Consider the following 26,925-nt stretch of genomic DNA (forward strand, 5'->3'; position numbering starts at 1 on the left):
GCAGGTCCTTCCCGCCAGGCATGACGCAGATCAGCAGTTGTCCAGATCATATACAGCTTGCCAAGTCAGCGCGGTCCAGAACACTGCGGGCTCAAGGCGGCCTTGAACCTCACCAGCCCCGGTCACCCGGAGGGACCCGGAGCAAGCCCGTTCAGCGCAGGCGCAGCATCTTCCCCGGAACAGGCGTGAAGTAGTGAGCCACCAGATCCTCATCGACGACGTCGACACTCTCCGGTCGCCACTGCGGGGTGCGGTCCTTCTCCACCACCTGGGCCCGGATACCCTCCCGGAAATCGTGGCTGCGCAGCGCGTGGACCGCCACGGTGTACTCCTGGCTCAAGGCACCCTCCAGACTCAAACCCCCCGCGGAACGGATACTGCGGTGCGTCACGTGCAGCATCGTGGGGGACTTGGTGCGCAAAGTGCTTGCAGCCTCGGCCGCTGCGGGGTGCTCTGCCCCCGCCTCATCCAAGGCCCGGAGAATTTCCGGCACCGACGGTGCCGCATAAGCCTGCTCGATCCACGCACTGTCCTCGGCGGCGAGCCCAGACGTCTCCGCCGGCTCCACGCTGAACTGTTCCAACACCTCACCGGCCGACCCAGTCGTCAGGGCCTCAGTGAGCCGCTCCCGCTCCGCAGTGGGCACAAAATAGTCCGCCAAACCCAGGTGGATCGCATCCGCAGCGCCGAGGTGGGCCCCCGTCATACCCGCGTGCAAGCCCTTCGCCCCGGCCCGAGCCAACAACCAAGAGCCCCCCACGTCAGGAGTGAAGCCGATCGTGGTCTCCGGCATACCGACCCGACTCCGTTCAGTGACCACCCGATGCGACCCGTGAGCAGAGACCCCCACTCCCCCACCTAAGGTCACCCCATCCATCATCGCGATATACGGCTTGGGATACTCGGCAATCATCAGATTCATCCGGTACTCCACCGCCAGCATCCGCTCCGAGGCGAACTGGTGCGAATAGGCGGGCGTCCCCTCCGGAAGTAACGGGCCGCCGTCGCGCTCCTGCCCGGCGACCATGTCCCGGTAGAACGCAGTAACATCAGCCCCGGCACAGAGCCCCTTCTCCCCGGCACCACGGATGAGGACCTGAGCGACGTCGTCGTCACCGGCCCACTGGTCCAACTGCACCGTGATGGACTCACACATCAGTTCAGTCAGCGAGTTCAGCGCCTTGGGGCGGTTCAGCGTGATGATGCCCAGGTGCCCCCGAACCTCGAAGGCCACATCCCCGGTATACGTCTCTCTGCCCACTCCACGACCTCCTCGTCGAACCCGGTGTTTGTCACCGAGACTACCCGGGCCGGCTCAACACCGCCTGGAGTGCTCAGGCATTCCACAACCCATAGGAATCCGCGAGGCTGGCGATCTTCTGCGCCCGTGCCAGACGCGGCAAATACGAGCCATCCCCCACCGAGGCTCCGCGCTCATGCGCCTCAATGAGTTCACGAGCCCAGCGCAACTCCTCCTCCGAAGGGGAAAGCCCACGGTTGACCAGCTCCACCTGCGCCCGGTTCAGCGACAACTTGCCAGTCATGCCCATCTCCGCGGTGACCTGGCAGGCCGCAGTGATCGTCTCCTCATCCGCGTTGGCCTCCGTGGGACCATCAATCGCCCCCGGCAGCCCCCCCACACGGGAGGCGATGACCAACCGTGAACGCGCATAGGCCAGCGCCATGGGGTCCGCAGAAACACCCACATCCTTACGGAAGTCATTAGTACCGAACGCCAAACGGAACGTCCCCGGTGCCGAGGCGATCTGCGTGGCATTCTCCACCCCCAAAGCGGATTCAATGAGCGCGATGACCGGAGTACCGGCACGCAAACGCATCGCTGTGTAGGTGACCTGGTCAGGACGCTCCGTCTCCGCAAGCATGACCCCACGCAACCCATCGGCCTTCGACAGGGCTGCGACGTCATCCTCCCAATGAGGGGACGTCGTCGGACTGATCCGCACCCAGGCGGTCATTCCGCCGTTGAGCGCATTGAGCACAGACTCCCGAGCCCCAGCCTTCTTCTCATCGGGAACAGAGGCCTCCAGATCAAAAATCACCGAGTCCGCCTCCGAGGCGAGTCCCGGGGCGTAGTCTTCCTCTTTCGCGGCATTGATGAGCAGCCACGAGCGGGATAATTTGGCGGGAAGTGCGGCGGCTCGGCGGTTGCGGATCGGCATGATCCCAGCGTATCGCGCCCAGTGCACACCCCGGGCCCACGACGCCGACACCACCCCGCTTGACAGGGCACATCACCACGTCTCACTATGGAGTCAAGCGGGGTCCTTCAGATTTGAAAGATCCCGCGGGAATGGTTCCGCTGTCCATTCCGTTACCCCTCCAACAGAAGATGGCCAGAGCTTCCGTTCCCTCTGTGTCACCATCTGGATAACCGAGAAGTCGCAGGCCGGGTGCTACCCATCCCACCCCCTCCGTGCAGTACCCGGACTCCTTCTCATCGCGGGCGGGAGGTTGCCCCCGTTCACAACCTCCCGTCCGCACCCCAGCCTTCTCCTGTGCGCTTACGCGCCATCAGCTGGGGCCCCAGTTTCCTGTCGGCGCGCTGCAGTCGCGCGCGCCTCCAGACCTAAAGCAGCCTCCTCCTGTGCGCTTACGCGCCACCAGCTGGGGCCCCAGTTTCCTGTCGGCGCGCTGCAGTCGCGCGCGCCTCCAGACCTAAAGCAGCCTCCTCCTGTGCGCTTACGCGCCATCAGCTGGGTGCTTCCTCCCCTCACTTTCGCAGCGGCGGGGTGGTGAGACTATCCTGGGCCGGTGATGTTCTCCCGCCCCTGGTTTGCGCGCACCGCCGCAGCCGGTACCTGCCTGGCTTTGCTCCTCACCGCCTGTGAGCTCGGCGACACCGAGCAGACCGACCAGCAGGACGACGACACCGTCACTGAAGAGGATGAGGCCGACACCGCGGAGAACCCCATCCCTGAGCCGGAGTACGAAGACGACGACACCGTGCGTCTACCCATCGGACTCGTCAGCCCCGCCGGACACAGCGAAGCCGCCCCCATCGGAGAAGACGGACAACTCGAAGGCAACCAAGCCCCCGGAGCGGCACCCGGTACCGGGGCCCCCCAGATGCGCCCCCACCAAACCGAGATCGCCCGCAGCGCGACCTTCGGCTGCGAAGACACCATCTCCGTCGTCCGCACCGTGCCCATGGTCACCGAGGAACCAGCGACCTCGGCACTGGAATTTCTCTTCGCCGATGACTCCTACGAACACGGTGACCCCGCATTCATCAATGCTCTGGCCGTCTCCTCCAACCTGGCGGTGGACAACACCGAACTCAACGGAGACACGGTCACCGTGGAACTGACCGGTCAGCCCACTGTGCGTTCCGGCTGTGAGTCCTGGCAATTGCTCAAGCAGATCGAAACCACTGCCCGCCTGGCGACCGGCGCATCCCGAGCAGAGATCACCGTGGACGGAGTATCCCTGGCCGAGCTGCTGGGACTGGCCACAGAGGACACGCCCCTGGAGATCTACGAGATCGAACCGGAAGTCGACTAACCCAACCCGGCCGTAGGAGGCCCTCAGTCCAGGAGCAACCCTGGCTGTTCCAACACCGCCGCAACATCGCTGATGAAAGCACCGGCGAGATCACCATCGATCAGCCGGTGATCGAACGACCCACCAATCACCATGACATCCCGGGGCACGATGTCCCCGCCGACGACCCACGGCTTCTTCCGCACAGCACCCAGCGCCACGATCGAAGCCTGCCCGGGCGGCAAGATGGGGGTGCCGCCGTCGAGCCCGAGCGTACCGATATTGGTAATAGAGATGGTCCCACCCTGCATCTCCCCCGGGGTGGTCCTGCCGTCCCGGGCATCGATCGTCAGTTGAGTAATCGCCGCCGCCAGGCCCTGGGTGTTGTACGTATGAGCCTCATGGATCACCGGCACCACCAGTCCCCTGGGGGTCGCCGCGGCAATCCCCAGGTTCACATAGTTCCGCAGGGTGTAATGAGTCTCATGCCAGGTCGCATTGATCTGCGGATTCCGGCGGGCCGCCCAAATGATGGCCTTCGCGGCGAAGAGCATCGGCGAGACGCTGAGCCCCTGATACGCCGGGTCATTCTTCAAAGCGGCCCGCAGCTCCATCGTGCGGGTGATGTCCACCTCTTTGAACACGGAGACATGCGGCACCTGCTGAGCAGAGGCGGTGACATTCAGGGCCGTAGCCTTACGAACCCCGCGAACTTGGATCTTCTCTTCCCGTGGCCCCTCATAGAGAAGCCCCACCTGCGCCGGGGAGGGCTGGCGGGATCCCGGCACCGGTGCACCGGCGGTGGGCATCTGACCGGAGTCCTGCTGAGCCTTCTTCCGGCGAGCCTGCCGTTCGACGTCGTCGCGGGTGATCTGCCCCTCACGTCCCGAACCGACCAGCTCCCACACCGCGACCCCAAGACGCTTCGCCAAAGCACGCACCGGCGGGCTGGCCTTGGCGACAATATCGGCCAGATCCCCGTGACGCCCAGCCGCCGGACGCGGCACCTCATCGATTCCCAAGTCCGAGGTATCCACCAGATCTGGTTCGGTGGTGCGCACCCGGGGCCTCCGCTGAGGCGCATCCGGTTTGGGCCCAGAACCAACCAGAGCCCCCTGGGACTCGGCAGTCTGCTTGCCCGGCGTCTGCGCAGCACGTGATGTGCGGGCGTCTGCGGCTTTGGCCTTCTGGGTGCTCGTGGCGGAGGTCTCGACCTCACCAGAGGCCGGATCCGCAATGCGGATCAACGGAGCGCCGACCTCGATGGTCTCGCCCTCTTCGGCGAGCAGCTCCGCCACCTGGCCGGCATAGGGCACCGGCAGCTCCACGAGGGACTTGGCCGTTTCGATCTCACAGATGATGTCATTGACCTCAACCGTGTCGCCGACGGCGACCCGCCAGGACACCAGTTCAGCCTCGGTGAGTCCTTCGCCGACATCAGGCAGTTCGAACGTCTCGCTCATCCCGCGGTGCTCCTCTCATAGACGAAGCTGCGCTCCACGGCCTCTAGCATCCGGTCAATATCCGGCAGGTAGCGGCCTTCTTGAGCCGAAGGCGGGTACGGCATGTGGAAGCCGCCCACCCGCAACACCGGGGCCGCCAGACGGTGATAGGCCCGCTCGGTGACCCGGGCGGCGATCTCCGCACCGAAACCGCCGAAGGTGGGAGCTTCGTGGGCGACGACGAGCCGCCGGGTCTTCGCTGCCGAGCGGGCGATGGTCTCATCGTCCAATGGACTGATCGAGCGCACATCGATCACCTCAATACTGCGACCCTCCGTGCTGGCGACCTCGGCGGCGGCCAATGCCACCGGAACCAAGGGACCGTAGGTGGCCAAGGTGGCGTCGCTGCCCTGGCGCAGCACCTGAGCGGTGAACGCATCCGGGGCCGGGTTGGCAGTGTCCACCTCCCCTTTGAGCCAATAGCGCCGCTTGGGTTCGAAGATGATGACCGGATCATTGGAGACGATCGCCTGTCGGGTCATCCAGTAAGCATCCTGGGGACTAGACGGGGTGATGATACGCAGTCCCGCAGTGTGCGCGAAGAGCGCCTCTGGGGACTCCGAGTGGTGTTCGATGGAACCTATGTGCCCGCCATAGGGGATACGGATCGTCACCGGAACGGTGATGGCACCATCGGTGCGGTTATGAATCTTGGCCAACTGGGTGGTGATCTGGTTGTAGCCCGGGAAGACGAAACCATCGAACTGGATCTCCGCGACCGGCCGATAGCCGCGCATCGCCATACCGATGCAGGTACCGATAATGCCCGACTCCGCCAAGGGGGAGTCAATCACCCGATGTTCACCGAATTCAGCCTGCAGCCCGTCGGTCACCCGGAAGACCCCACCCAGGGCGCCGATATCCTCCCCGATGAGCAGGGTCTTCTCATCGGCGGCGAGTTCATCCCGCAGCGCGGTGTTGATCGCTTTGGCCAGCGGAAGCGTTGTGGTGTGACTCATGATGAGGCGGCCTCCTCGGCGTCGTCGTCCTCAGCGAAGCCTGCCTCATAGTCCTTCAGCCAGGCCCGGTCCGCTTCCACCTGACGGTGGGGTTCGGTGTAAACGGTGTCGAAGACACGCTCGATGTCAATCGGTTCGATCTCCGCTACGGCCCGTCGCAGGTCAGCTGCGACGTCCTTCGCCTCAGCGTCGACCTCATCGAAGAACCCCTCATCGGCTTTCCCCTCCGAGGTCAACCACTGCCGGTACCTGTGCAGCGGGTCCCTCGCCTCCCAGGAGGCGACCTCCTCGGCACTGCGGTACTTCGTGGGGTCATCAGCGGTGGTGTGCGCACCCAGACGATAAGTCACCGATTCGATGAGTTTGGGTCCGGCTCCGGAACGGATCTGCTCAGCCATCTCCGCGGCCACCGCGTAGCTGGCGAGCACATCATTGCCATCCACCCGGACGCCTTCGAACCCATAACCGGCGGCCCGGTGAGCCAGGGGTGCCCGTGACTGGGTCGATGATGGCACCGAGATCGCCCAGTGGTTGTTCTGGATGAAATAGAGCATCGGAAGACGGTAGCTGGCGGCGAAGACCATGGATTCGTGCACATCCCCCTGGCTGGAAGCGCCATCACCGAGGCAGGCCAGCACGATCTCATCCTCGGCCTTGTCACGGGGCAGAGTGCCTGAGCGCAGATCCTGTTGGATACCCATGGCCCACCCCGTGGCGTGCAAGGTCTGGGAGGCCAAGACGATGGCGTAGGAGTTGAAGTTATACGTGTTCGGATCCCAGCCGGTGTGCGCGGCAGCACGGAAGAGAACGATGAGCTCTTCGGGGCTGATCCCTCGGTACAGCGCCATGGCGTGCTCACGGTAGGTCGGGAAGACCCGGTCGGTGGACTTCAGTGCAGCAATCGTGCCCACCTGTGTGGCTTCCTGCCCCAGAGCAGGAGCCCAGAGCGCCAATTGCCCCTGCCGCTGCAAAGATGTGGCCTCGGCATCGAAGCGCCGCTCTAAAGCCATGTGTCGGTACAGAGCGCGGAAGCCGGCGTCGTCGAGCCCCTCTAAGTGCCGGCTGTAGAGCTCGTGGGTGGACAGCGTGCCGTCTTCGGCGAGCAACTGCACCCGCTCGGTGGCTGCATCCTCCACTCGGTGCTCCTCTCAGGGGGCGGACATCGGGCAGTATTCTGGCGCTCATTGTGTCAGCGGCCCTGCCAGGCGCCGCTGTAGGTTGTGCACAACCACGCCGCCTCACCGTTGAGCCGAGCTGGGCACCCTCGTGTCGAGGTTTCACTCAGGACCAGCGGCGTAGCATATGTTCCGTGAGCATCCTACTGGCGATCATTCTCAACGCCCTGGCATTGGGCGCAGCCGTACTCCTGGTTCCAAACCTGACCGTTGAGGGATGGGACAACGACCCCATCATGGTGATACTGGCCTACCTGGTGGTCGGCGCGATCTTCGGAGTGGTCAACACCTTCATCAAACCGGTGATCCAGGTGCTGGCGCTACCGATCACCGTGTTGACCCTGGGCCTCTTCATGCTCGTCATCAATGCGCTGATGCTCATGCTCACCGGCTGGCTGACCAACTGGATCCCCGGTGTTCAACTAGACGTCGGCGGGTTCATCCCCGCACTGCTGGGATCGATCGTCATCTCCGTGGTCTCACTGATCCTGAGCCGGTTCATCTTCCGCGGCTCGGAACGCTGAACCGACCATCGGGTAGAGCCCACTCTTCGGGCTGCCTGAGTTCTTCCACCATGTCTGTGACGTACTCGGTGTCCTCCCGGCTCTCCCACTCCCAGGGATAGCGGTGCTCGGGGTCCTGAAGTGACTCCCATTCGGTGTCGTAGACGTAGGTTTCAATGTCCCCGTCGAAGAAGGACCGCAGGCCGTCAAGGTGTTCGCGCTCTTCGTCGGTGAGGTCCTCCCACATCTGATCTTCGATCACCCCGATGGCATCAACATTGTGCGCATAGGCGTGATTGAGCAGGGGGCCATGCTCAGCATGATTCTCCAGTAGGTCATCACCGAGATTCTCCAGGCTCTGATGCGGCTGCCCCGGATCGAGCTCAGGAACCCCGACCTCGGGGTTGACGTAGTCATAGACGATGTTGATCCGGTTGGAGCCAGTGTGGTTCTGCTCTCCGGTGATGTAGTGCAACGGGTCGTTACGGTCATGGAATTGCGCCACCGGCACCTCGGGGTCCACCCGTTGGGAACGCGCGGGAGTGCCGATCGTGGTCGCCCCACGCACGGTGTACCTGTCCTGCAGTCGTCGATGATTGACCAGGTTCAAGGTGTGCATTCCGCCCATGGAGTACCCGGTGAACATGATCTCGGCCCCGTCGGGGACCCCGGCGTTTTCCAGGGCCTTCTCCACGATGCCGGCCATATGCTCGGAATCGTTGCTCCACGCGTCGATGAGGCTCAATCCCCCGCGCCCGGCGTGTAGATCGAGCTCCCCGTCCTCAAGGTGTTGTCCCGGGGAGAACCCGGGCAGGTGCACCGCGTAGACGGTCTCTCCATTGGGATGTTCGATCACCGAGACGGCCAGATCTCCAGCATCAGCGACCCGAGACATCGTGTCCAAGTAGGTGTGGAAACTGCCATCTGCGGTGAAGGAGAACTCCGCCACGGCGTCCTCGTGCAGCACATGCTGGTGTCGCCCCATGGCTGAAGGCGGGATACCGGCGTGATCGTTGATGATCGCCACCATCTGCACCGCCGCTGAGACCAGCGGGAACCGGCTGAAGACCCCGCTGAAGAGACCCCCGGCCATCAGACCGGTGCTCAAAGAGTGGTCACTGGGGTAGTGGAAGTTCCCGGTGGCTACCTGGCGCAGATACTCGACCTGTCCCCACTGGGAAGTACGCCGGGCCAACTCCATCCAGGCACGGGCCTGAGCTTCAGCTTCCCGGTAGAGGGCGTGCGCGGTGTGGACATTGTCGATCAGCGACTCGAGCCGGGCCTCGAATTCTCCGGTCAGCGCGTGGGCTGCCGCCAACCGCGCCAGAAAGGGACCGATACGCCAACTCAACGGTGCAGCCGGTGCCACCCCCATCGCCTGGGCGAGCAGGTCCCGCTGCCGCTGGAGCACGCGCCGGGCGGCGGTAAGGTGCTCGGCGGCATCCTCCATGGCATCCCAGGTCAGGCTGATCCGACTGGGTCCACCGAAGGTGTCCATTTGCAACCGGCCACGGCCGGTATCCACCTCACCGAAGACGCGTGGCCCCAGAGGGAGGCTGGGCAATCTGATGTCAACAGGCATGTATGCCATCTGCGCTCACCATCCCGCCCGGGAGACGACCTCACGCAGTACCTCCGGGATACCCCCGGGCTGCCGGGTGAGGTACTCAGTGGCGGTCTGCGCATCGTGCAGCACTTCGGCGGCATGGGTAGCTGCTTCTTCGGCCACCCGGGCCCGAACGGTGTCACCCAGGACCCCCGGCAGGTCAATAGTGCCGGCCACCTCGACCATCCAGGCCAGCTGGGCGATCGTGTCACGGGTCTGCTGCAGCTCTGCACTGATGGTCGCCGCCTCACCGGCGAGGTTCTCCGCCTCAGCTGCCAGCAGGTTGGCAGGCCACCGTAGCCCCATGGCCAACAGCCTGAAGAGCGCTGCCGCAGCGGACTGCCAGTTCTCCACGGCAGCTTGGTCAGCGTGGGTGAGGAAATCATCGCGCAGAGCCTGTACCTGGTGCAGCAGTTCGGCCACGCGCTGGTACTCAGCGGCAGCCTGCTCCAGCTGGCTCACCGCGGCTGCGGCCACCATAGACATCACGCTCCTTGAAGTCTGAACTGTCCCGGCGGGTAGTAGCTCCGCCGGCATCCCGGTGTGTGAGCTTAGGGAGGGCACCGAAGCCGGTGGCGTCGTCGTCGGCTTCCTGTGGAGAGGTCTGCGTGTCCATCACGGCGATTCTCCGGTGTGGAAAACTGGAGCCTATGACCTCCGCCGACTCCGCAGCACAGCACCGCACCGTTCTTGCCGAGGCCGAACCTCGCATTGCCCTGGGACCCTTGGATGGGCGCTACCGTTCGGCCGTGGCGCCGCTGGTGGATCACCTCTCCGAGGCGGCCCTGAACCGCAACCGGATCCACGTGGAGATCGAATGGTTCATCCACTTATGCGACCGTCAGGTACTGCCCGGATTGCCAACTCTCACCGAGGAGCAGACGCGCAGTCTGCGGCACATCGTGGAGACTTTCGGCCCGGATGAGATCGCGGAGCTGGCCGCCATTGAGGCTGAAACGGTTCACGACGTCAAAGCTGTGGAGTACTTCATCGCCCGGCGCCTGGAGCCGGTGGGGCTAGGGGATCTGACACCGTTGGTGCACTTTGCCTGCACCAGCGAGGACATCAATAACCTCAGCTACGCGGTGGGCATCCGCGATGCCATCCAACAGGTGTGGCTGCCGGCGGCACGGACAGTCCTCGAGGGCCTCAGTACCCTCAGCCGGCAGGCCGCCGAGGTGCCCATGCTCTCCCGCACCCATGGTCAACCGGCGACGCCGACCACGCTCGGCAAGGAGATCGCCGTGTTCGTCCACCGGCTCTCCCGGCAGCTGAGCCGTATCGAGTCCCAGGAGTACCTGGGCAAGATCAACGGCGCCACCGGAACCTACGCCGCCCATCTGGCCGCCGCCCCTGAGGCGGACTGGCCGGGTATCGCCCAGAGCTTTGTGGAGAAACTGGGGCTGACGTTCAACCCGCTGACCACCCAGATCGAATCTCACGATTTCCAGGCGGAGGTGTACGCCGACGTCGCACGCTTCAATCGGATCCTGCACGGGTTGTGCGTGGACATCTGGAGCTACATCAGCATCGGCTTCTTTAAGCAGATTCCGGTAGCTGGTGCGACCGGCTCATCCACTATGCCGCATAAGGTCAACCCCATTCGGTTCGAGAACGCGGAGGCGAACCTGGAGATCTCCAATGCGCTGCTCGATGCCCTGGGTGCAACCCTGGTGGAGTCACGCTGGCAGCGCGACCTCACCGATTCCTCCGGACAGCGGAACATCGGCACCGCTCTGGGGCACTCAGTGCTGGCGCTGAGCAATGTCACTAAGGGACTGAAGCAGCTGGATGTCGCCGCAGATGTCATCGCCGCAGACCTTGAGGCCAATTGGGAAGTGCTTGGCGAGGCGATCCAGACGGTGATGCGTGCTGAGGCAATCGCTGGCACTGAGGGCATGGAGAACCCGTACGAACGGCTCAAAGAACTCACCCGGGGCCGCCGAGTGGACGCACAGAAACTCACCGAGTTCGTCGAATCCCTGGGGTTGTCCGACGACGCCGCAGCTCGCCTGAAACGCCTCACCCCCGCCACCTACACCGGCCTCGCCGCCACCCTGGCTCAGCAGCACTCGGGATAGACCGTACCGGGGTCTGACGAGAAGTTGCGAGGGGCCACACGCCCGGGGTCAGTCACCCGCGGTGGGGGCGTGGACGCTGGCGCAGCAGCGCATCGAGCCCCCACAGGGCGCACACTAGAGCGAGATAACCGGCCAGGATGGCCACCACATAGCCACCCACCCCTGCGTAGCCCAGGCCCGGCACATCCAAAATCGTGTAGGGGTACCAGTCGATAAACGGCCCCCGCACCAGGGTCACCGTCAGCCACGCCAGCGGAATCACCATGGACCACACCACCACCCGGCCAGCGATGTACCCGTGAGGACCAAACACCAACCAGACCAGCGGCACCACCACCGGCAGCACCTGGTGCAGCAGCGCATCATTGAGCAACCGCACCCCGGTCAAGGTCTCCGGTCCGCGCAGCAACACATTGAACACCACACCGGTGATGGCGATACACACCACCGCCGAAACCCGCACTGCGTGAAATACCACCGACTCCCAACGGGTCCGCACGGCCAACCCCACGGAGGTGAGGAACACCATCAGCCCGGAGAGGAAGGTGAAATACGCCGGCTGGTTCACCATGTGACTCCACCCGGCGGGGAAACTCCCCGCATAGCCGGCACCATCGGGGACCGGGGAATCCGCCGTCCACCCCAGATACAACGACGTCGCTAGCCCCACGGCCGCCAGTACAGCCACCACAGCGTGCACCCCACGGGCGAGAACCCCGTGCTGCCAGACCAGCGCGGAGCCTGCCTGCGGCCCCGCCCCACCGGTCACCGCTGAGCCTCCGCCACCGGGATCGGTTGACGGTTACGGACCACCTGGGCCAGCACCGCCAATAACGGCAGCTCAATGAGCGGGCCAACGACCAGTGCCACGGCAATCAGTGGGCGGTCCGGGAACGCCGCGACCGCCACCGCCAGGGCGATAGGCGAATTACGCGCGGTGGTGACCATCGTCAAGGTCACCCGCTGGGCGCTCGGTAGTCGCAACAGGGCGGAGACGCCGGTGGCCACCAGCGGCAAGCCTGCGAAGAAGACCACCAGCGGCGGCAGCAGCAACAGGATCTCACCGGCATGGTCCAACACCGCCGGGGCCTGCCAAGCGAACATCGCGAAGACCGCCACACAGAGCAGCGGCACCACAGCGGAGGAGCTGACCGTCTCCAGCCGGTCCACGGCGCCGGTGCGATGCGCCCACCAGCGCAGCAGCACAGCCACCACCAGGGGGGCCACCAGTACCAACACCACAGTCTCAAACAGCGTGGCGACACCGACGCCGGCGGCTTCTCCACCGAGCAGCAGCACATAGACCGGCAGCAGGAGCAACTGCAACACCAAGTTGACCGGCAGCAGTGCCGCAGCAATACCGGTATGCCCCTTCGCGAGGGCGGTGAAGACCAAGTACCAGTCAGTACAGGGGGTCACCAGCAGCAAGAGCAAGCCGATGCGCAGATCCGGCTCATCCGACAACAGCCCAGCCCCCAGGGCCCACGCCAGGGCGGGGGTGAAGACGTAATTGAGCACCAGGGAGGCGGCCACCAGACGTTTGGCGCTGCGCACCTGCCCCACCCTGCCGGGGCTGAGTTGAGCGAAGACCGCCACGAGCATGACGACCAGTGCCGGCAGGACCACGTACTCCCCGGCACCGCCGAGATCAGTCAGGGCACCAAACCCCAGTCCCAGGGCCGCGGCGGCAGCCACCAGCACGCTCTGCATCCGTTCCAGCCAGGACATACCTGTCACTGTAAACGGTCAGCCGCGCTCACCGACGTCGGATAGCAGGCAGGCTCACAGGTGAACGACGACGTCGGCGTCGTCGCGCAGTTCCTCGAGGTAGTCCATCGCGGCCTCGTTCTGATGCTGAGCGGCCACCTGGTCTTCGAGCTCGTCACGCACCTCATCGAGGGAAGGCTCTTCGGTTTCACCGTCTTCCCCCTCGATGGGAGCCTGCTGAGCGAGGAACTCCTCGTAGGCTTCTTCGATCTCTTCTTCCGTGGGCTCCGGGGTCTCCAAGGAGTCAAGGACCTCGTTGACCAGCACCTGGTTCTCCACGTCTTCGAGGATTTCCTCCTCGGTGTTGCCCTGCTCTTCAAGGGCCTCAATGAGGTCCTCCCCGGATTCCATGCCGTTGGTCTCCGCGGCAGTGTCCAGTTCCTCGTCGATCTCCTCGTCGGTGACCTCGTAGCCGCTGGCCTGAGCGTCCTGGATGAGCAGTTCGTTGTTGACCAGGGTGTCGACCGTCTGCTCTTGCAGTTGCTCTTCGTCGATCTGTTGCCCGGTCATCTGCGCCTGCATCGTCATCTCCATGAACTGGGATTCGTAGATGGCGGTGAAGTCTTCGCCGGAGATTTCCTCACCGTTGACTTCGGCGACGACGTCGGGCACATCGTCCAGATCGGGTTCGGGCATTTCTTGTTCGCCCATCCCCTCGATGTCCTCGACGTCGGTGCCCTCTTCGGGCGTTTCGTCCTCGGTGGTGTCGTCACAGGCCGTGAGCCCGACCAACAGTCCGGCGAGGGCGAGGCTTGTGATGATTTTCTTCTGCATGGTGTTACAACTTCCCGAAATACTACGGTGGGCCGCGGTCACGGTAACAGCCCGAGCACAACAGGCAATCCAGCTGGTGACCAGCCTCGCTGCCTCGCCGCTAGGCTGGATGTATGCGCATCTCCCAGCGGTCTGAGGTTCCCGGATTTGAGGTGATGCGCATTCTGGCGCGCATCGAGCAGCTGCGTGCCGCCGGCCGGGAGATCATTTCCCTCACCGCTGGGGAGCCCGGCGGTGGAGCCCCTCCGGCGGTCAATGAGGCCGCTGCCCGCCTGCATGCGGCCCACACGGTCCTCAACTACTCCCCCGCTCTGGGCATTATGCCGCTGCGCGAGGCCATCGCCTCCCATTACCACCGGTGGTACGGGGTGGAGATTCCCGCGGAACGGGTTGCGGTGACCACTGGATCCTCGGGTGCGTTCATGCTGAGTTTCCTAGCGGCCTTCGACACCGGGGATCGGGTAGCGCTGGCCCGCCCCGGCTACCCGGCGTACCGCAATATTCTGGCCAGCCTGGGAGTCGACGTCGTCGATCTCGACTGCGGTCCACAGGTGCGGTTTCAGCCCAGCCTTCACCAGGTGGAGGCCGCTCACGCCGAATCCCCACTGGCCGGTCTCATCGTCGCCTCCCCGGCGAACCCCACCGGCACAATGGTCGATGCCGGACAGCTGAATGCCCTGGCCGCCTGGTGCAGCGCTCATGGAGTGCTGCTCATCAGTGATGAGATCTACCACGGCATCACCTACACCCACCCAGGGGTCAGCGCCCTGGAGGTCAGTGAGGAGGCGGTGGTCATCTCCTCGTTCTCCAAGTACTGGGGAATGCCCGGATGGCGGGTGGGATGGGCGGTGCTCCCGGAGTCCCTGGTGGACCCAGTGGCCCGGCTGGCGGGTAATGTCGCACTGTGTCCGCCGCACGGCCCGCAGCTGGCCGCGGTGGAAGCGTTCACCCCCGAGTCCCTGGAGTTCGCCCACAGCCAAGTCGAGCGCTACGCCCAGGCCCGCCAGTCCGTACTGCACGCCGTCGACGCCTTGGGGTGGGGGCAGGCCGCCCCGGCCGATGGTGCCTTTTACGTCTATGTGCACCTCGGCGAGCACCTGGATCGGTTCGGGGACTCTCCCACCTACGCTGCCACCTTGTTAGAAGAGGCCGGAGTCGCCGTGGTTCCCGGCACTGATTTCGATCCCGTCGGCGGAGACGAGTGGATCCGGCTCTCCTTGGCTCCGGGGCCAGAAACCGTGGCCGCCGGCTTGGAACGCATCGCCGCCTTCCACCGGAGGGCATAAGGACAACAGTCCAGCATGGACCCTCATCAGCGGGCCAGAATCCACTCTATGACCGTATCTGCGGAGTGCTAGAGTGTTTTTATGCCGCAGGTACGTATTTCAGATGCCGCTCAATTTCTGGGGGTCAGTGACGACACGGTACGCCGCTGGGTCAGCTCCGGGGAGCTGACCGCAGAGACCGACGACGCCGGCAAAAAAGTCATCGACGGCGCCACCCTCGCCCATTTCGCCCGCGAACGTCGACCCCACCTCCCCACCCCGCGAGGCTCCTCTTCGGCACGGAATCGTTTTGTGGGGCTGGTGACCTCGGTGACCTCGGACACGGTGATGTCCCAAGTCGAACTGCAATGTGGCCCCTACCGAGTCGTCTCCCTGATGAGCACAGAGGCCGTCGGCGAACTGGGACTGGAACCTGGCTCCGTAGCCACAGCATCAATCAAGGCGACCAACGTCATCGTCGACCGTCCTGAGTGAGGCCATGGACCACACTGTGAACCTCACCCGAGCCCGAATCACCGCAGCAACCACCGCAGTGGTGCTGCTGACCGCATGCGCCGACAGCGACACCCGTGACCAAGGCGCCGCCGAGTCCATCACCGTCTTCGCCGCGGCGAGCCTCCATGAAGTGTTCGAGGACATCGCCGAGCTCTACACCGAGGAGACCGGCACGGCGGTCACCTTCAACGTTGCGGGATCCTCCGGACTGGTGGAGCAGCTGGAGAACGGCGCCCCTGCTGATGTGCTCGCCACTGCGGATGAGGCCACGATGGAGCGGGCCGTCGAGGGCGACCTCATCGCCGGTGAGCCTGCACTCTTCGCCGAGAACTACCTGGTCATCGTCACCCCGGCGGACAATCCCGCAGGGGTGCAGTCCTTGGCAGACCTCGGTGACGATGCCGTTGAGACCGTCATCTGCGCCGAACAGGTGCCATGCGGGGCGGCTACCGGGCGGATCACTGAGGCCTCCGGTGTACAGATCACCCCGGTCTCTGAGGAAACCTCGGTCACCGATGTGCTCGGCCGGGTCCGCAACGGGGAGGCCGAGGCCGGACTGGTCTATGCCACCGATGCCTTACAGGCTGGCGATGAGGTGGAGGCGATCGAGATCGAGGGGGCCGAGGAGGATCCCAACCTGTACCCCATCGCCGTGGTGGACCACGCCGCAGAGCCTGAAGCGGGCGAAGAATTCATCGACTTCGTCCTCACCGATGAGCAGGCTCAACAGATCCTCACCGAAGCGGGTTTCGTCGAACCCCAGGAGCACGACGCGGCGTGAATACCGCCACCCGTGCCCTGACCCGCCCTCCGGGGTGGGTGCTGATCCCCGGTCTGCTCGGCGCGGCGGTGATCCTCCTACCGGTGATCGGGATGATGAGCCGGCTGAAGTGGACCGAACTTCCCGCCCTGCTGACCGCACCAGCCTCTCTCGATGCCTTACGCCTCTCGGTATGGACCGCACTAGTGGCCACTGTGCTGTGCCTGCTGCTGGGTGTGCCGTTAGCCTTATTGCTCGCCCACGCCCGCTTCCGGGGTTTGACCGTGGTGCGTTCGGTCATCCTGCTCCCTCTGGTGCTTCCGCCAGTGGTCGGTGGGCTCGCTCTGCTGTACACCTTCGGCAGTCAGGGGATGCTCTCCGGGGCCTTAGAGTTCTTCGGCATTCGAGTGGCCTACACCTCCCTCGCCGTGGTGCTGGCGATGACGTTTGTCTCCATGCCGTTTCTGGTTATCAGTGTGGAGACCGCGGTGCGCGGCATGGACCCCGAGATCATAGAAGCCGCCACTGTTGACGGCGCCTCCCGCACTGGGATCCTGCGGCACATGGTCCTCCCGCTCATTGGGCCGGGACTCATATCCGGGGCTGTGCTCGCCTTCGCCCGGAGCCTCGGCGAATTCGGAGCCACACTGGCCTTTGCCGGCAGCCAGCAGGGGGTCACCCGGACTCTGCCGCTGGAGATCTACCTGCAGCGGGAGACCGACCCCGACGCCGCCGTCGCGCTTTCCTTACTGCTGATCGCCGTGGCCGTGGTGGTCATCTCCCTGGCATATAGCCGCAGCCGGACGGTGCATTGATCCGGGCATTGATCCGGCTGCCGCTGCGACCCTGACCCTAGGCGCATTCCCCTTCCGCACTGAGCGGGTTCTCGCAGAGCGTGGAGACTTCTACGGCTTCCACATCGTAGAGACCATCAGCTTCTTGGAGCCGGAGATAGTAACGCTCACCGAGCACCGGGCCTTCACCCTCCATGACGTGGTCGAACGTCCACTCGATCTCATCCTCGGTGACATTGACTAACACCGTGTGCGCATCCGCTTCGGACTGCTCCTCGACTTGGTCACGGATCTGCTCGGCGGCATCGGCGGGGTTCTCCGCTGCTGTGAGCTCAAAGTCCTCGGTGACGCTGAAGCGATTGTGAATTTCGGCGTCGTCGTGGTCATCAACGAGCCAGCCGACCGATCCTGCGGCCACAAACCCCAAAACCTCCGCCTCGTACCAGGCGTAACCGACCTCGGGGATCTGAAGCTCCACCCAGTGGATGTCCTCGTGGAGGCGTTCACGTCCGGTGGTGATGCCCGCCAGCGGACTGGGAGACTCCTCGAAGAGCACCTCGGAGTCGCTATCTGGCAGCACGTGGGAGGCAATGGCCTCATCCTCCGTCAAGGGCACGCCCACAAAGGTGGTCTCATGGCCCTCCTCGGCGAACTGGCTCTGAGTGGGTTCGCCGGGCAGATCCTCTTCTTCAGCCTGACTCAAACCGTCATGGTCCACAGCATCGCCGGGGGTCTCCGTAGTCTCCGGCTGCTCGGTCTCTGACTGGTCCTCTGTCTGCTCGCCGTCGCCCTGCGGAGTGTCGTCAGGCTCCTGAGGTTCGGTCTCATCCGGGGGCGTCTGGGTCTCAGTGCCCTCGGCGTCGAGCTCCTCCCCGCCACAGGCGGTAAGCCCTAAAGCCATCACCATGCTCCACGCGGCTGCTGCGCGATACCCGTTCATGACACTCCTCCTGTTGGGTGGTGGTCTCCCCTCCAAGAGTTCTCTTGAGGTAGCAGACAGACAACCCTGGAGGCACAGACGTTGCCGGATCGTAACGCCACCTCCAGGTGCCTCATCGCCGGTGTGCAGGGAGCACCCAGAGGCGCTTGCCCTCCTGAGAACTCTCAGGACACGGCACACGTCACGACACGGTGATGCACTCGTTGCGGTACACATCGATCCACAGTTGGGTTTCGCCGATATACCCGGCGCTCCCTGGTGGCTGTTGATTCCAACGGTGCTGTTCGCCGCGTGGATCCTGCACCGGCGGCAGCGCCTGCAGCGGGCCGAAACCGAAACCGCCGAAGACTAGCTCTGCACCGTCTCAGCCGGCTGCGGGCCCGCCCGGTGCGTCTGGGGTTTCAGTTTGCCGGTGCGGTGGTACCAGATCTCCAGTGGGACGGTCATCAGCGGTGGGACCGCCATGAGGATCGCCACGACCCAGACCCAGAATTTCCACCGGAAGGTGAACCACGCCACCGTGGCCACTACGCAAAAGACGATGAACGCTATGCCGTGAGTGATCCCCCAAAACTCCATGGGGCCGTCGTCGTCGAGTACATACCGGGCGTACATCGCCCAGAGCAATCCGGCCCAGGTGATGGCCTCCACAATGGCCACCACGTGGAAGGCTACGCGCATCAATGTCTGCCAAGCTGTTGGTTGCATCATCAACTTTCTGACGCTGCGAGCTGGCCGCAGGCGCCGTCGATTTCTTTACCTCGGGTATCCCGCAGCGTGGTGGGGACTCCGGCGTCATTGAGCCGACGGATGAATTCGCGCATCACCGCCGGTTCCGAACTGGTCCACACCGAGTTCGGCGTGGGGTTCAGCGGGATGGGGTTGACGTGGACCCAACCACGTCCGCGGGCGTTGAGCTTCTCCGCCAGCAGGTCAGCCCGCCAGGGGTGGTCGTTCATATCCTTGATGAGCGCGTACTCGATGCTCACCCGGCGGCCCGTCTTCTGGTAGTACTCATAAGCGGCATCGATGGCTTCATCCGCCTTCCACCGGGAGTTCACCGGGATCAGCTCATCGCGCAGCTCATCATCAGGGGCGTGCAGGCTCAACGCGAAGGTGATCGGCAGGTCTTCGGCAGCGAGCTTCCGGATCGCTGGGACCAGACCCACTGTGGAGATGGTGATCCCACGGGCGGACATCCCCAGACCTTCTGGCGCCGGGTCGATCATCCGGCGCACGGCATTCATCACACGCTTGTAGTTGGCCAACGGTTCTCCCATCCCCATGAAGACGATGTTGGAAACACGCTGAGGCCCGGTTTTCTCCGAGGCGGAAACCGCCGACGCCGCCGTCTGGGCTTGTCCTTGCTTCACCGCGGAAATATCCGACTCACCTTCGGCGAAGGCGACCTCATCACCTAACCCAACGGTGGTGTCGTCGTCGTACTGAACGTTGAGTTCGCCTGCGGCGATCACCCGGTTGGCCTGGACAATCTGGTCGACGATCTCGGCTGCAGACATATTCCGGGTCAGCCCGTTCTGGCCGGTGGCACAGAAAGGACAGTTCATCCCGCAACCGCATTGGGATGAGATGCACAGGGTGATCCGATTCCGGTAGCGCATCAGCACCGACTCCACGAGGGCACCATCGAAGAGCCGCCAGAGGAACTTGATGGTGGCGCCGTCGTCGGTCCTCAGCCGCCGCACCTCGGTCAGCAGCGGAGGCAGAAACTCGGCGACCAGTTGTTCACGGGTCTCAGCCGGCAAGTCTGTCATCTCCGCTGGGTCCGTGGTGTAGTGCTGGAAGTAGTGGACGCTGAGCTGCTTGGCACGAAACCCGGGCAATCCCAGCTCCTTGGCTTTGGCGACGCGTTCATCCAGGGTCAGGTCAGCCAGGTGTGTGGGCGGCTGTTTGACCCGCGTGGACTGGGCGAACTGCAGCTTGGGCCGACCCTCGGCGTCGACCGCCTGCGTCCAGCCTTCAGCCCGAGGTTTGACCTGCGGGCGTGCTGAGCCCCGCGGCGGCACTTCAGGAACAGAAGATGCGGACGACGACGGCGTAGCGGGTTTCTCAGACATCTTCACCATTGTCCCATGCCAGGCACCACCCTCAGGCGCCGGGACGACCTTGCCGCCAGTAGCCCATAAAGGAGACCTGCTCCCGACTCAGTCCCACCTCCTTCACCAGGTAGCGGCGCAGCCCGGTGATGACCCCGGCCTCCCCGGCCAGCCAGGCGTATTCGCCGTAGCCTTCCGGGGTCGCGGTCTCCCAGAGGATCCCCTCAGCGTCCACCTCGGGCAGCTGTTGGCCGGACTCCCGGTCCCTGGCAGGCTGCTGGCTGGACTGCTGCTGGCGGGTCTGGGCCCAGTGCTGCACAGCGGTCGTCAACCGCGTTCCCAGTTCGGCACCGTCACGGGGTAGCCAGTGCACCAGGACACCGGAGCCGGTCTCCACCCCCAGCACGTCATCGGCTGTGGGCACCTCGAGGTAGGCGTGGCCGGTGTAGTCGGCAGGGAGTGCCTCGAGGATGGCACACAGCGCCGGGACTGCGGTCTCGTCCCCAGCTAAGAGGAGGTGCCGGGCACTGCCCGGGGTGAAGTCGATGCCACCCCCGGGGACCTCGGCCCGGCGGTCCGGGCCGATGACGATGAGCTCGTCACCTGGCGCCGCTTCCACCGCCCACCCGGCGGCCGGGCCTGTGGAACCGTCGGCCTCTGTGTGGATGACGAAGTCGATGTCGACTTCAGGTACCTGCGGCCGGATAGCCCGCACCGTGTAAGTACGGATGGGGTTGCGGTCAGTGTCGTCCAGCTGGCGCCAGGCGGTGTACCACTGCATGATCGACGCCGGCGGATCGGCGAAGAGCCCCAGCTCTGGGTAGCTGCCGTCGGCCCGGGGCAGAAACAGCTTGATCCGCTGGTCCCAGGCGGGCAGGGTCTCCACCTGTTGTCCAGCAGTCTGTTGGGGGCCGAAGTGAACAAGGTCCTCACCGGTGACTGTGATGCGCAGAAAATGCTCGGAGAGCCGCTGCACCCGCACAACCTCCGTGCGGTAAGCACGGGTGGCCGCACGGGTAGCGGCGGAAGTGGCCTGGGCCATCAGTCCAGGTTCTCCACGGCCTCGGCCAGCTGCGGGGTGAGTTCCTCGAGCACCAGTTCGATGCTCAGCGGACTGCCCGCGCTGAAGGCCTGCACGAGGTCGTCCTCCGGGTCCAGCAATACCGCCCGGTCCTCGGCGACGACGTCGAGTGAGCTGATGAGCGGGTCAGATGCGAGGTCTTCGAGGGTGTAGCCGATGGGGAAGAGCACGGCCACATCGGCGTCGAAGACTTCGACCTGCTCTTCGGACACATCGGCGAAGAACCCTTGGTTGGGTTCCATGTCCGCCGCGGGTCCGTACATCTGGAACCCAAGCAGCTCGATGATGTCCCAGCGCATATCCCCGGAGTAGCTGAGTCCGTAGGCTTCACCGAACTTGGAGCCAGTGATGGCTTCTACACCTTCGAACTCCGGGTGGGCCTGGCGGACCTCGTCGATCTGGGCCTGGGTGTCGGCCACGAGCTGTTCGCCTTCCTCGGCGAGTCCCAGGGCCTCGGCGACCAGGCGGGTGTGGTCCTCCCAGCCGGGGTTGAAGTTTTCGGCCCCTTCTGGTCCGGAGACCGTGGGGGCGATGTCGTTGAGCCGGTTGTATTCGTCCTCCTCATAGCCGGAGTTGACGTTGAGGATGACATCGGGCTCCAGGGACTGGATGAGTTCGTAGTCGATGTCTCCGTCACTGCGTGGGATGACATCCGGGTCCCCGGTGACCAGGTCTGCAGCCCAGGGGCCCACGCCGTGGTTCTCCTCCCCGAAGCCGAGCCAATCGTGCACGGCGATGGGTTCGACCCCGAGGGCCAGGGCGATTTCGGCATCCGACCACCCCAGGGCCACAACGCGCAGATCTCCGTCCTCGGGTGCGGGAATTTCCGTGGGACCGTACATGTGGTCGACGACGGCGAGCACATCCTCATCCGTCTCGGCTGAGTCCTCACCGCTCGCACCGGCGACGTCATTGGTCCCGGTGGCTTCGGCGTCGTCGTCGGTATCGCCGTTGCAGGCGGTCAGGGCCAGGGCCGCGGCAGCTACCAGCGCGGTGACAGGCAGGATCGGGGTCTTCATAGGGGTCTCCTTAACGTGAGGGGAAGGTGGACGGATCTGTGGTGCGATCACTTGGGTGAGGCTTTGGGGATCACCAGCGGCCGGCCGGTCTCCGGGTCCTGAATGACCCGGGCGGCGACGCCGAAAACATCCTCGACGAGGCCTGCGGTGCCGGTGGTCTCGGGGGCGCCTTGGGCGATGATCTCGCCATCGCGCATGGCCACCACGTGGGTGGCGTAGCGCAGCGCCTGGTTGAGGTCGTGGAGAACCGCCACGAGGGTGCGGCCTTCACGCTGCAGTTGGGTGCACAGTTCGAGAACTTCGATCTGGTGTGCAATGTCCAGGTAGGTGGTGGGTTCATCCAGCAACAGGATGGGGGTCTGCTGGGCCAACGCCATAGCGATCCAGGTGCGCTGCCGCTGTCCACCGGAGAGCTCATCCACCGCGCGGGTAGCCAACTCTGTGGTGCCAGTGACCTCCAGGGCCTCACGCACGGCGGCTTCATCCTCCCGTCCCCACCGTTTGAGCAGGCTCTGGTGGGGGTGCCGCCCGCGGGAGACCAGATCGGCCACGGTAATGCCTTCCGGGGCGACCGAGGTCTGGGGCAGCAGCCCCACCGTGCGGGCCAGCTGCTTGGTGGGCAGGGTCGTGATCGCAGCCCCGTCAAGCAGCACCTGGCCGGAGGCTGGGCGAATGAGCCGGGCAAGACTGCGTAACAACGTGGATTTACCGCAGGCGTTGGGCCCGATGATGACAGTGAAGGAACCCTCCGGAATGTGGAGGTCCAGCTCGCGGAGCACCGTGCGCTGGTCATAGCCGGCGGTGATGTTCTCAGCAGCCAGTCGGTGTTCCACAGGGGTGACAGGAGTGGCAGTCGTTGTCATGAGGAGGTTCCCTTCTTCTGACCCAGGCTGATGAGCAGCCAGACGAGGTAGGCACCGCCGAGGATGAGAGTGATGACACCCACGGGTAGATTCACAGGCATCGCGGAGGCCCGGGCGACGGCATCGGAGATCGTCAGCAGCACAGCTCCCATGGCCGCCGCCGGTAGCAATTGGACCGACGGGGCAGCGGTCAACCGTAGGGCCAGTTGGGGTGCCACCAGGGCAATGAAGGCAATGGGCCCGGCTGCTGCAGTGACCACGGCCACCAGGAGAATTCCGGCCGTGAACTGGACCAGGCGCACCCGTTCCAGTCGGATGCCAAGTCCCGCGGCGGCGTCGTCGCCCATCTCCATCAGACGCATGTCCTGAGCGTGCCCAAGCATTACCGGCAGGCAGATCACGGTGATCGCCAACAGAGGGAGCACATGCGCCCAGGTGATGTCATTGACCGACCCTGCACCCCAGGTGGCCACCGCCATGGCGGCCTCTAAGTCCAGCATGGTGACCAGGTAGGTGTTGAAGGAACCTAAAAAGATGCTCACCCCGATACCGACCAGGATGATCCGCAGGCCGGAGACTCCCCGTTTCCACGCCAAGAGGTAGACCAGGGTTCCGGTGCCGAGTCCCCCGAGGATCGCCCCCACTGGAGTGGCCCACATCCCGGTGGCCCCGGCAGCGGCGACCAGCAGCGCCCCGGTATAGGCCCCGGTGGAGAATCCGATGATGTCTGGACTCCCTAAGGGGTTGCGGGTCTGGGATTGGAAGACCGCCCCGGCTAAGGCCAGGGCCGCACCGCCGAGCAGGGTGAACACCACCCGCGGGGCCCGCCATTGACGCACCACCCGGGTGGTGCCCTCATCCGCCTGGCCGAGCAACGCGTCCAGCGTCTCAGCGGCGGTAATGCTGGCCGAGCCGCTGACCATGTTCCACCAGGCCACTACGGCGGCGGCGATCAGCAAGCCCAGGGTGACCAGTACCGCCCGGGTATTGAGCCAGCCACTGAACCCTCGGACGCGGACCGGTCGGGTACCGGGGCGGAAGAGCGCAGCGGTGGTCGGTACGCTCATAGGTTCTTCACCGCCTTGCGACGGGTCAGCCAGATCAACACCGGGGCGCCGAGGAAGGCGGTCACCACACCGGCAGGCAGTTCGGCGGTGACGATGATCCGGCCGAGGATGTCGGCGGTGAGCAGCAGGATCGGCGCAGCCAGCACGCTGACGGGGATGAGCCACCGGTGGTCGGGGCCGAAGAGCATCCGCAACGCGTGCGGCACCATCAGCCCGATGAAGGAGACGGGGCCGGCGGCAGCTGTGGCGGCCCCGCACAGCAGGGTGACCGCCGCGAGACCCACCAAACGGGTCAGGCCGGGGCGAGCTCCCAAGGCGACGGCGGCGTCGTCGCCGAGGGACAAAGCGTTCAGTGCCCGCGGCAGCGCCAGGGCGATGAGCAGACCCGCAGCCAGAAACGGAAGGACGGCGGTGACTTCGGTGAAACCACGACCCTGCAGGGAGCCGGCGGACCAGAACCGGACTTGGTCGAAGACCTCGGGCATCGCCAGTGTCACTGCGAAACTCACACCGGAGAGCACTGCCCCGATGGCGACCCCGGTGAGGACGAGTTTGGCGGGGCTACCGGCCATTGCCCCGCTGGTGCCGATGATGTAAACCGCCACAGCGGTCACCAGCGCTCCGACGACCGCCAACCACACATGGGAGGCCCCGACGGTGACACCTAGGACTGCTGAGCCGAAGACCACCGCGGTGTAGGCACCGGCGTTGACCCCCAGCAGCCCGGGGTCGGCCAAGGGATTGCGGGTCATCGCCTGCATGAGCACCCCCGCGGCCCCGAGCCCGGCGCCGACCAGCACCGCCAGGAGGGTTCGTGGCAGACGGCGTTCGATGATGAGCAGCTCGGTGGTGTCCGGATCGGTGAGTCCGTCGGTGGCCCATTGGCTCAGTGTGCTCAGCACTCGGGCGGCGGGGATATCACCGGAGCCGGTCAGCAGGCTGGCTACACACAGCACGGCCAACAGGAGCATTCCGCTGAGCACGACGCCGACCTGCTGCCGGCTGCCGGATCGTGGGGTGCCAGATCTCTTCGGTGGGGCCGAAGGCAGCCGGTGCTGCGCGATCTCGGTGGTCACGGGCGTATCCCCTTACGGAACAGCTCTACAGCGCGATTACCTCACGCAGGGCTGACTGAATATTAACGACCTCCATAAGGTAGACCTATCCGAGGCAAAGCGCAATCGGGAACCCCTGTGTGGCGATTCCTACACCAGAGTGCTGTGGGTGATCCGACCGGCTAGCAGTGTGAGGGCGACCGGCATGCTCCGTAGCTGATCCTCGGGGCAGCTCAGTGGGTCGGCCTCAATGAGGATGAGGTCGGCCTCGTCACCTTCCTGCAAGGTGGTTCGCCCGCCGGTGCTGGCTGCCAGGGCGGTGTGGCGATCCAGACGCTGTTCGGGGTGCCAGGACTCACGTCCGTCCCGGCTGCGGATCACAGCAGCGGCGATCTGTATCCACGGATCCAGTGGTGAGACCGGCGCGTCGGAACCAAACCTCAGGGTAACCGCCGCATCGCGGAGGCGCGCCAAGGGGAAGGCCCGGTGGGTACGGCCGGGCCAGTAAGCCTCGGCGACGTCTCGATCGTCCATGGCGTGTTCAGGCTGCACACTGGCGGTCACCCCCAGCTGTGCGAACCGTGGGGCATCCTCCCTCCGCAGTAATTGGGCATGTTCCACACTGCCCCCAGCGGAGGTGGCGGCGAAGGCATCGAGCACCTCGGCGTTGGCCCGGTCACCGATCGCATGGATAGCCACCTCGATCCCGGCGACTGTGGCGCGTTCCATCAGTGCCCGCACCTGCTGGGGCGGCACTGTGGGTCCGCCGCAGGCCTGTGGATCCGCTGGGTCCAGGCCAGCGTAGGGCTCGTCGCACCAGGCGGTGCGGGTGTTCAGCGACCCGTCGGAGATCACCTTCAGTGGCCCGACGGTGACTCCTCCGGTCAGCACGTCTCCGGTACGCCGCCCGGCACTGATCGCTTCGGTGAGAAATTGCGGCCAGATGGCGGCCCGGACCCGCAGCAGGTCGACTCCCCCACGCCACCGCTGGGGCCACTGGGTGAGGTTCTCCGCGTTTTCAAAGTCCACGACGCCGACCACTCCCCTAGCTGCCGCGGCGCGCTCGGTCTGCACGTAGTCGGCCAGGGTGAGGTCCTCCACACTGCCGAATCGGTCCATCACGGCGAAGGAGGCGGCCTCCCGCAGCACCCCGGAGGGGTCGGTCTGCACTCCGGCGAGTCGCTGGGCAGCGGTGTTGAGCCACATGCAGTGCAAGTCTGCGGCAATGAGCGCAACCGGAATGTCCCCACTGACGGCGTCCAGGGCGGCCAGGCTGGGTTGGTCGGGCCACAGCCCGTCACGGAAGCCAAAACCCACCAGCCGCCGCGAGTCAGTGCGAAGACTTCTCTGCACCACGCTGAGTACCTCAGCGGCACTGCTGGTGGTTGTTAAGTCCACTCGTTGGCGGCGAATCACCCACTGAGTGAAGTGCACATGGTGATCCCACATCCCCGGCAACATCCACCGGCCATCGGCATCTAGGGTGCGCCCTGCTTCGCCTCGGATCGTCCCGGCTGGGCTCATGCGCTCTATTCGGCCGCCGGTGATAAGCACATCCACTGCATGCCCGGCCCCGGGGACCCGGGTGTTCTTCACCACGATCGCATCACGGGGACTCATATGGGCACCACTTCATCAGA

27 protein-coding genes are annotated in these 26,925 nt (G+C 64.9%); 7 read left to right on the plus strand and 20 right to left on the minus strand.

Annotated features, from left to right (window positions below):
- Window positions 1-151 precede the first annotated feature (151 nt).
- Together H578_RS0102515 and H578_RS0102520 are read right to left on the minus strand one after the other, a co-directional pair.
- A complete protein-coding gene (locus tag H578_RS0102515; RefSeq protein WP_022872136.1) occupies window positions 152-1,261 on the minus strand; it encodes an enoyl-CoA hydratase/isomerase family protein in 1,110 nt (369 codons plus the stop codon).
- Between the two features lie 73 nt (window positions 1,262-1,334).
- Window positions 1,335-2,180 carry an HpcH/HpaI aldolase/citrate lyase family protein gene (locus H578_RS0102520; RefSeq protein ID WP_022872137.1) on the minus strand — a complete coding sequence of 282 codons (846 nt, stop codon included), beginning with the start codon at window positions 2,178-2,180 and terminating at the stop codon, window positions 1,335-1,337.
- A gap of 595 nt (window positions 2,181-2,775) precedes the next feature.
- On the opposite strand from H578_RS0102520, the gene H578_RS15395 reads away from it, so the two are divergent.
- A complete protein-coding gene (locus tag H578_RS15395) occupies window positions 2,776-3,522 on the plus strand; it encodes a GerMN domain-containing protein (protein WP_022872138.1) in 747 nt (248 codons plus the stop codon).
- Between the two features lie 23 nt (window positions 3,523-3,545).
- Here the strand turns inward: H578_RS15395 and H578_RS0102530 are convergent, their stop codons facing one another.
- The 3 genes from H578_RS0102530 to H578_RS12745 are packed head-to-tail and all read right to left on the minus strand — an operon-like array spanning window position 3,546 to window position 7,098.
- Window positions 3,546-4,964, minus strand: a complete 1,419-nt coding sequence (locus H578_RS0102530; protein WP_022872139.1) for a dihydrolipoamide acetyltransferase family protein — start codon at window positions 4,962-4,964, stop codon at window positions 3,546-3,548.
- Window positions 4,961-5,962 (minus strand): alpha-ketoacid dehydrogenase subunit beta, encoded by a 1,002-nt coding sequence (locus tag H578_RS0102535; RefSeq protein WP_022872140.1) that lies wholly within the window; start codon window positions 5,960-5,962, stop codon window positions 4,961-4,963. The genes H578_RS0102530 and H578_RS0102535 overlap by 4 nt, the downstream gene beginning before the upstream one ends.
- The gene (locus tag H578_RS12745) at window positions 5,959-7,098 is read right to left on the minus strand and encodes a thiamine pyrophosphate-dependent enzyme (RefSeq protein ID WP_022872141.1); all 1,140 of its coding nucleotides are present in this window, start codon (window positions 7,096-7,098) and stop codon (window positions 5,959-5,961) included. The genes H578_RS0102535 and H578_RS12745 overlap by 4 nt, the downstream gene beginning before the upstream one ends.
- 173 nt (window positions 7,099-7,271) lie before the next feature.
- Here H578_RS12745 and H578_RS0102545 point away from each other — a divergent pair, with 173 nt between their 5' ends.
- Window positions 7,272-7,661 (plus strand): phage holin family protein, encoded by a 390-nt coding sequence (locus H578_RS0102545; protein ID WP_022872142.1) that lies wholly within the window; start codon window positions 7,272-7,274, stop codon window positions 7,659-7,661.
- Here H578_RS0102545 and H578_RS0102550 read toward each other — a convergent pair.
- From H578_RS0102550 to H578_RS16365, 3 genes are read right to left on the minus strand one after another with little or no spacing between them, the layout of a single operon-like run.
- Window positions 7,636-9,231, minus strand: a complete 1,596-nt coding sequence (locus tag H578_RS0102550; RefSeq protein ID WP_028463864.1) for a hypothetical protein — start codon at window positions 9,229-9,231, stop codon at window positions 7,636-7,638. The two genes, H578_RS0102545 and H578_RS0102550, sit on opposite strands and share 26 nt — an antisense overlap.
- A gap of 6 nt (window positions 9,232-9,237) precedes the next feature.
- Window positions 9,238-9,726: a hypothetical protein gene (locus tag H578_RS0102555; RefSeq protein ID WP_022872144.1), complete on the minus strand. Its 489-nt coding sequence runs from the start codon at window positions 9,724-9,726 to the stop codon at window positions 9,238-9,240.
- Complete coding sequence (locus H578_RS16365) at window positions 9,680-9,862, minus strand: hypothetical protein (RefSeq protein ID WP_169558490.1); 183 nt, start codon at window positions 9,860-9,862, stop codon at window positions 9,680-9,682. Before H578_RS16365 ends, H578_RS0102555 begins: the two co-directional genes overlap by 47 nt.
- Before the next feature lie 34 nt (window positions 9,863-9,896).
- On the opposite strand from H578_RS16365, the gene purB reads away from it, so the two are divergent.
- Window positions 9,897-11,327, plus strand: a complete 1,431-nt coding sequence (gene purB, locus H578_RS0102560) for an adenylosuccinate lyase (RefSeq protein ID WP_022872145.1) — start codon at window positions 9,897-9,899, stop codon at window positions 11,325-11,327.
- 52 nt (window positions 11,328-11,379) lie between these two features.
- Here purB and H578_RS12750 read toward each other — a convergent pair whose 3' ends face one another.
- From H578_RS12750 to H578_RS0102575, 3 genes are read right to left on the minus strand one after another with little or no spacing between them, the layout of a single operon-like run.
- The gene (locus H578_RS12750) at window positions 11,380-12,096 is read right to left on the minus strand and encodes a Pr6Pr family membrane protein (protein WP_022872146.1); all 717 of its coding nucleotides are present in this window, start codon (window positions 12,094-12,096) and stop codon (window positions 11,380-11,382) included.
- On the minus strand, window positions 12,093-13,055 hold the full coding sequence (locus tag H578_RS0102570) for an arsenic resistance protein (RefSeq protein ID WP_022872147.1): 963 nt from the start codon (window positions 13,053-13,055) through the stop codon (window positions 12,093-12,095). The genes H578_RS12750 and H578_RS0102570 overlap by 4 nt, the downstream gene beginning before the upstream one ends.
- 54 nt (window positions 13,056-13,109) lie before the next feature.
- Complete coding sequence (locus H578_RS0102575; protein ID WP_022872148.1) at window positions 13,110-13,868, minus strand: SurA N-terminal domain-containing protein; 759 nt, start codon at window positions 13,866-13,868, stop codon at window positions 13,110-13,112.
- A 113-nt stretch (window positions 13,869-13,981) separates the two neighbouring features.
- Here H578_RS0102575 and H578_RS0102580 point away from each other — a divergent pair, with 113 nt between their 5' ends.
- The 4 genes from H578_RS0102580 to H578_RS0102595 all read left to right on the plus strand — a co-directional run bounded on the left by H578_RS0102580 (window position 13,982) and on the right by H578_RS0102595 (window position 17,224).
- Window positions 13,982-15,154 (plus strand): pyridoxal phosphate-dependent aminotransferase, encoded by a 1,173-nt coding sequence (locus tag H578_RS0102580; protein WP_022872149.1) that lies wholly within the window; start codon window positions 13,982-13,984, stop codon window positions 15,152-15,154.
- An 81-nt stretch (window positions 15,155-15,235) separates the two neighbouring features.
- Window positions 15,236-15,628: a TOBE domain-containing protein gene (locus tag H578_RS0102585; RefSeq protein WP_022872150.1), complete on the plus strand. Its 393-nt coding sequence runs from the start codon at window positions 15,236-15,238 to the stop codon at window positions 15,626-15,628.
- A gap of 4 nt (window positions 15,629-15,632) precedes the next feature.
- The gene (gene modA / locus H578_RS0102590; protein ID WP_022872151.1) at window positions 15,633-16,430 is read left to right on the plus strand and encodes a molybdate ABC transporter substrate-binding protein; all 798 of its coding nucleotides are present in this window, start codon (window positions 15,633-15,635) and stop codon (window positions 16,428-16,430) included.
- On the plus strand, window positions 16,427-17,224 hold the full coding sequence (locus H578_RS0102595) for an ABC transporter permease (protein WP_022872152.1): 798 nt from the start codon (window positions 16,427-16,429) through the stop codon (window positions 17,222-17,224). The genes modA and H578_RS0102595 overlap by 4 nt, the downstream gene beginning before the upstream one ends.
- A 37-nt stretch (window positions 17,225-17,261) precedes the next feature.
- Here the strand turns inward: H578_RS0102595 and H578_RS0102600 are convergent, their stop codons facing one another.
- From H578_RS0102600 to H578_RS0102645, 9 genes are all read right to left on the minus strand, one after another.
- The gene (locus tag H578_RS0102600; protein WP_022872153.1) at window positions 17,262-18,143 is read right to left on the minus strand and encodes a hypothetical protein; all 882 of its coding nucleotides are present in this window, start codon (window positions 18,141-18,143) and stop codon (window positions 17,262-17,264) included.
- Between the two features lie 348 nt (window positions 18,144-18,491).
- Window positions 18,492-18,851, minus strand: coding sequence for a DUF3817 domain-containing protein (locus H578_RS0102610; RefSeq protein ID WP_028463866.1), 360 nt, complete (start codon window positions 18,849-18,851; stop codon window positions 18,492-18,494).
- A gap of 2 nt (window positions 18,852-18,853) precedes the next feature.
- Window positions 18,854-20,221: a 23S rRNA (adenine(2503)-C(2))-methyltransferase RlmN gene (gene rlmN / locus H578_RS0102615; RefSeq protein ID WP_051130745.1), complete on the minus strand. Its 1,368-nt coding sequence runs from the start codon at window positions 20,219-20,221 to the stop codon at window positions 18,854-18,856.
- 31 nt (window positions 20,222-20,252) lie between these two features.
- Entirely contained in the window at window positions 20,253-21,242 is a 990-nt protein-coding gene (locus tag H578_RS0102620) for a siderophore-interacting protein (protein ID WP_022872157.1), read from the minus strand.
- Window positions 21,242-22,300 (minus strand): iron-siderophore ABC transporter substrate-binding protein, encoded by a 1,059-nt coding sequence (locus H578_RS12755; RefSeq protein WP_022872158.1) that lies wholly within the window; start codon window positions 22,298-22,300, stop codon window positions 21,242-21,244. The genes H578_RS0102620 and H578_RS12755 overlap by 1 nt, the downstream gene beginning before the upstream one ends.
- A gap of 47 nt (window positions 22,301-22,347) precedes the next feature.
- On the minus strand, window positions 22,348-23,163 hold the full coding sequence (locus H578_RS0102630) for an ABC transporter ATP-binding protein (RefSeq protein ID WP_022872159.1): 816 nt from the start codon (window positions 23,161-23,163) through the stop codon (window positions 22,348-22,350).
- Complete coding sequence (locus H578_RS0102635; protein ID WP_022872160.1) at window positions 23,160-24,230, minus strand: FecCD family ABC transporter permease; 1,071 nt, start codon at window positions 24,228-24,230, stop codon at window positions 23,160-23,162. Before H578_RS0102635 ends, H578_RS0102630 begins: the two co-directional genes overlap by 4 nt.
- The gene (locus H578_RS0102640; protein ID WP_022872161.1) at window positions 24,227-25,306 is read right to left on the minus strand and encodes a FecCD family ABC transporter permease; all 1,080 of its coding nucleotides are present in this window, start codon (window positions 25,304-25,306) and stop codon (window positions 24,227-24,229) included. Before H578_RS0102640 ends, H578_RS0102635 begins: the two co-directional genes overlap by 4 nt.
- Before the next feature lie 129 nt (window positions 25,307-25,435).
- On the minus strand, window positions 25,436-26,905 hold the full coding sequence (locus H578_RS0102645) for an amidohydrolase (protein WP_022872162.1): 1,470 nt from the start codon (window positions 26,903-26,905) through the stop codon (window positions 25,436-25,438).
- Window positions 26,906-26,925: the final 20 nt, after the last annotated feature.

The sequence above is a fragment of the Nesterenkonia alba DSM 19423 genome (genome assembly GCF_000421745.1).
In the GTDB taxonomy this organism is placed as follows: domain Bacteria; phylum Actinomycetota; class Actinomycetes; order Actinomycetales; family Micrococcaceae; genus Nesterenkonia; species Nesterenkonia alba.

Excerpts from the sequence above, each read along its gene's own strand:
- H578_RS0102645 (WP_022872162.1), bottom strand. The coding sequence starts at position 26,905 with ATGAGTCCCCGTGATGCGATCGTGGTGAAGAACACCCGGGTCCCCGGG.
- H578_RS0102635 (WP_022872160.1), bottom strand. The coding sequence starts at position 24,230 with ATGAGCGTACCGACCACCGCTGCGCTCTTCCGCCCCGGTACCCGACCG.
- H578_RS0102570 (WP_022872147.1), bottom strand. The coding sequence starts at position 13,055 with ATGTCCTGGCTGGAACGGATGCAGAGCGTGCTGGTGGCTGCCGCCGCG.
- rlmN (WP_051130745.1), bottom strand. The coding sequence starts at position 20,221 with ATGTCTGAGAAACCCGCTACGCCGTCGTCGTCCGCATCTTCTGTTCCT.
- H578_RS16365 (WP_169558490.1), bottom strand. The coding sequence starts at position 9,862 with ATGGACACGCAGACCTCTCCACAGGAAGCCGACGACGACGCCACCGGC.
- H578_RS15395 (WP_022872138.1), top strand. The coding sequence starts at position 2,776 with ATGTTCTCCCGCCCCTGGTTTGCGCGCACCGCCGCAGCCGGTACCTGC.
- H578_RS0102585 (WP_022872150.1), top strand. The coding sequence starts at position 15,236 with ATGCCGCAGGTACGTATTTCAGATGCCGCTCAATTTCTGGGGGTCAGT.
- purB (WP_022872145.1), top strand. The coding sequence starts at position 9,897 with ATGACCTCCGCCGACTCCGCAGCACAGCACCGCACCGTTCTTGCCGAG.
- H578_RS0102530 (WP_022872139.1), bottom strand. The coding sequence starts at position 4,964 with ATGAGCGAGACGTTCGAACTGCCTGATGTCGGCGAAGGACTCACCGAG.
- H578_RS0102610 (WP_028463866.1), bottom strand. The coding sequence starts at position 18,851 with ATGCAACCAACAGCTTGGCAGACATTGATGCGCGTAGCCTTCCACGTG.
- H578_RS0102575 (WP_022872148.1), bottom strand. The coding sequence starts at position 13,868 with ATGCAGAAGAAAATCATCACAAGCCTCGCCCTCGCCGGACTGTTGGTC.
- H578_RS0102535 (WP_022872140.1), bottom strand. The coding sequence starts at position 5,962 with ATGAGTCACACCACAACGCTTCCGCTGGCCAAAGCGATCAACACCGCG.
- H578_RS0102520 (WP_022872137.1), bottom strand. The coding sequence starts at position 2,180 with ATGCCGATCCGCAACCGCCGAGCCGCCGCACTTCCCGCCAAATTATCC.
- H578_RS0102630 (WP_022872159.1), bottom strand. The coding sequence starts at position 23,163 with ATGACAACGACTGCCACTCCTGTCACCCCTGTGGAACACCGACTGGCT.
- H578_RS0102555 (WP_022872144.1), bottom strand. The coding sequence starts at position 9,726 with ATGGTGGCCGCAGCCGCGGTGAGCCAGCTGGAGCAGGCTGCCGCTGAG.
- H578_RS0102620 (WP_022872157.1), bottom strand. The coding sequence starts at position 21,242 with ATGGCCCAGGCCACTTCCGCCGCTACCCGTGCGGCCACCCGTGCTTAC.
- H578_RS0102600 (WP_022872153.1), bottom strand. The coding sequence starts at position 18,143 with ATGAACGGGTATCGCGCAGCAGCCGCGTGGAGCATGGTGATGGCTTTA.
- H578_RS0102550 (WP_028463864.1), bottom strand. The coding sequence starts at position 9,231 with ATGGCATACATGCCTGTTGACATCAGATTGCCCAGCCTCCCTCTGGGG.
- modA (WP_022872151.1), top strand. The coding sequence starts at position 15,633 with ATGGACCACACTGTGAACCTCACCCGAGCCCGAATCACCGCAGCAACC.
- H578_RS12755 (WP_022872158.1), bottom strand. The coding sequence starts at position 22,300 with ATGAAGACCCCGATCCTGCCTGTCACCGCGCTGGTAGCTGCCGCGGCC.
- H578_RS0102580 (WP_022872149.1), top strand. The coding sequence starts at position 13,982 with ATGCGCATCTCCCAGCGGTCTGAGGTTCCCGGATTTGAGGTGATGCGC.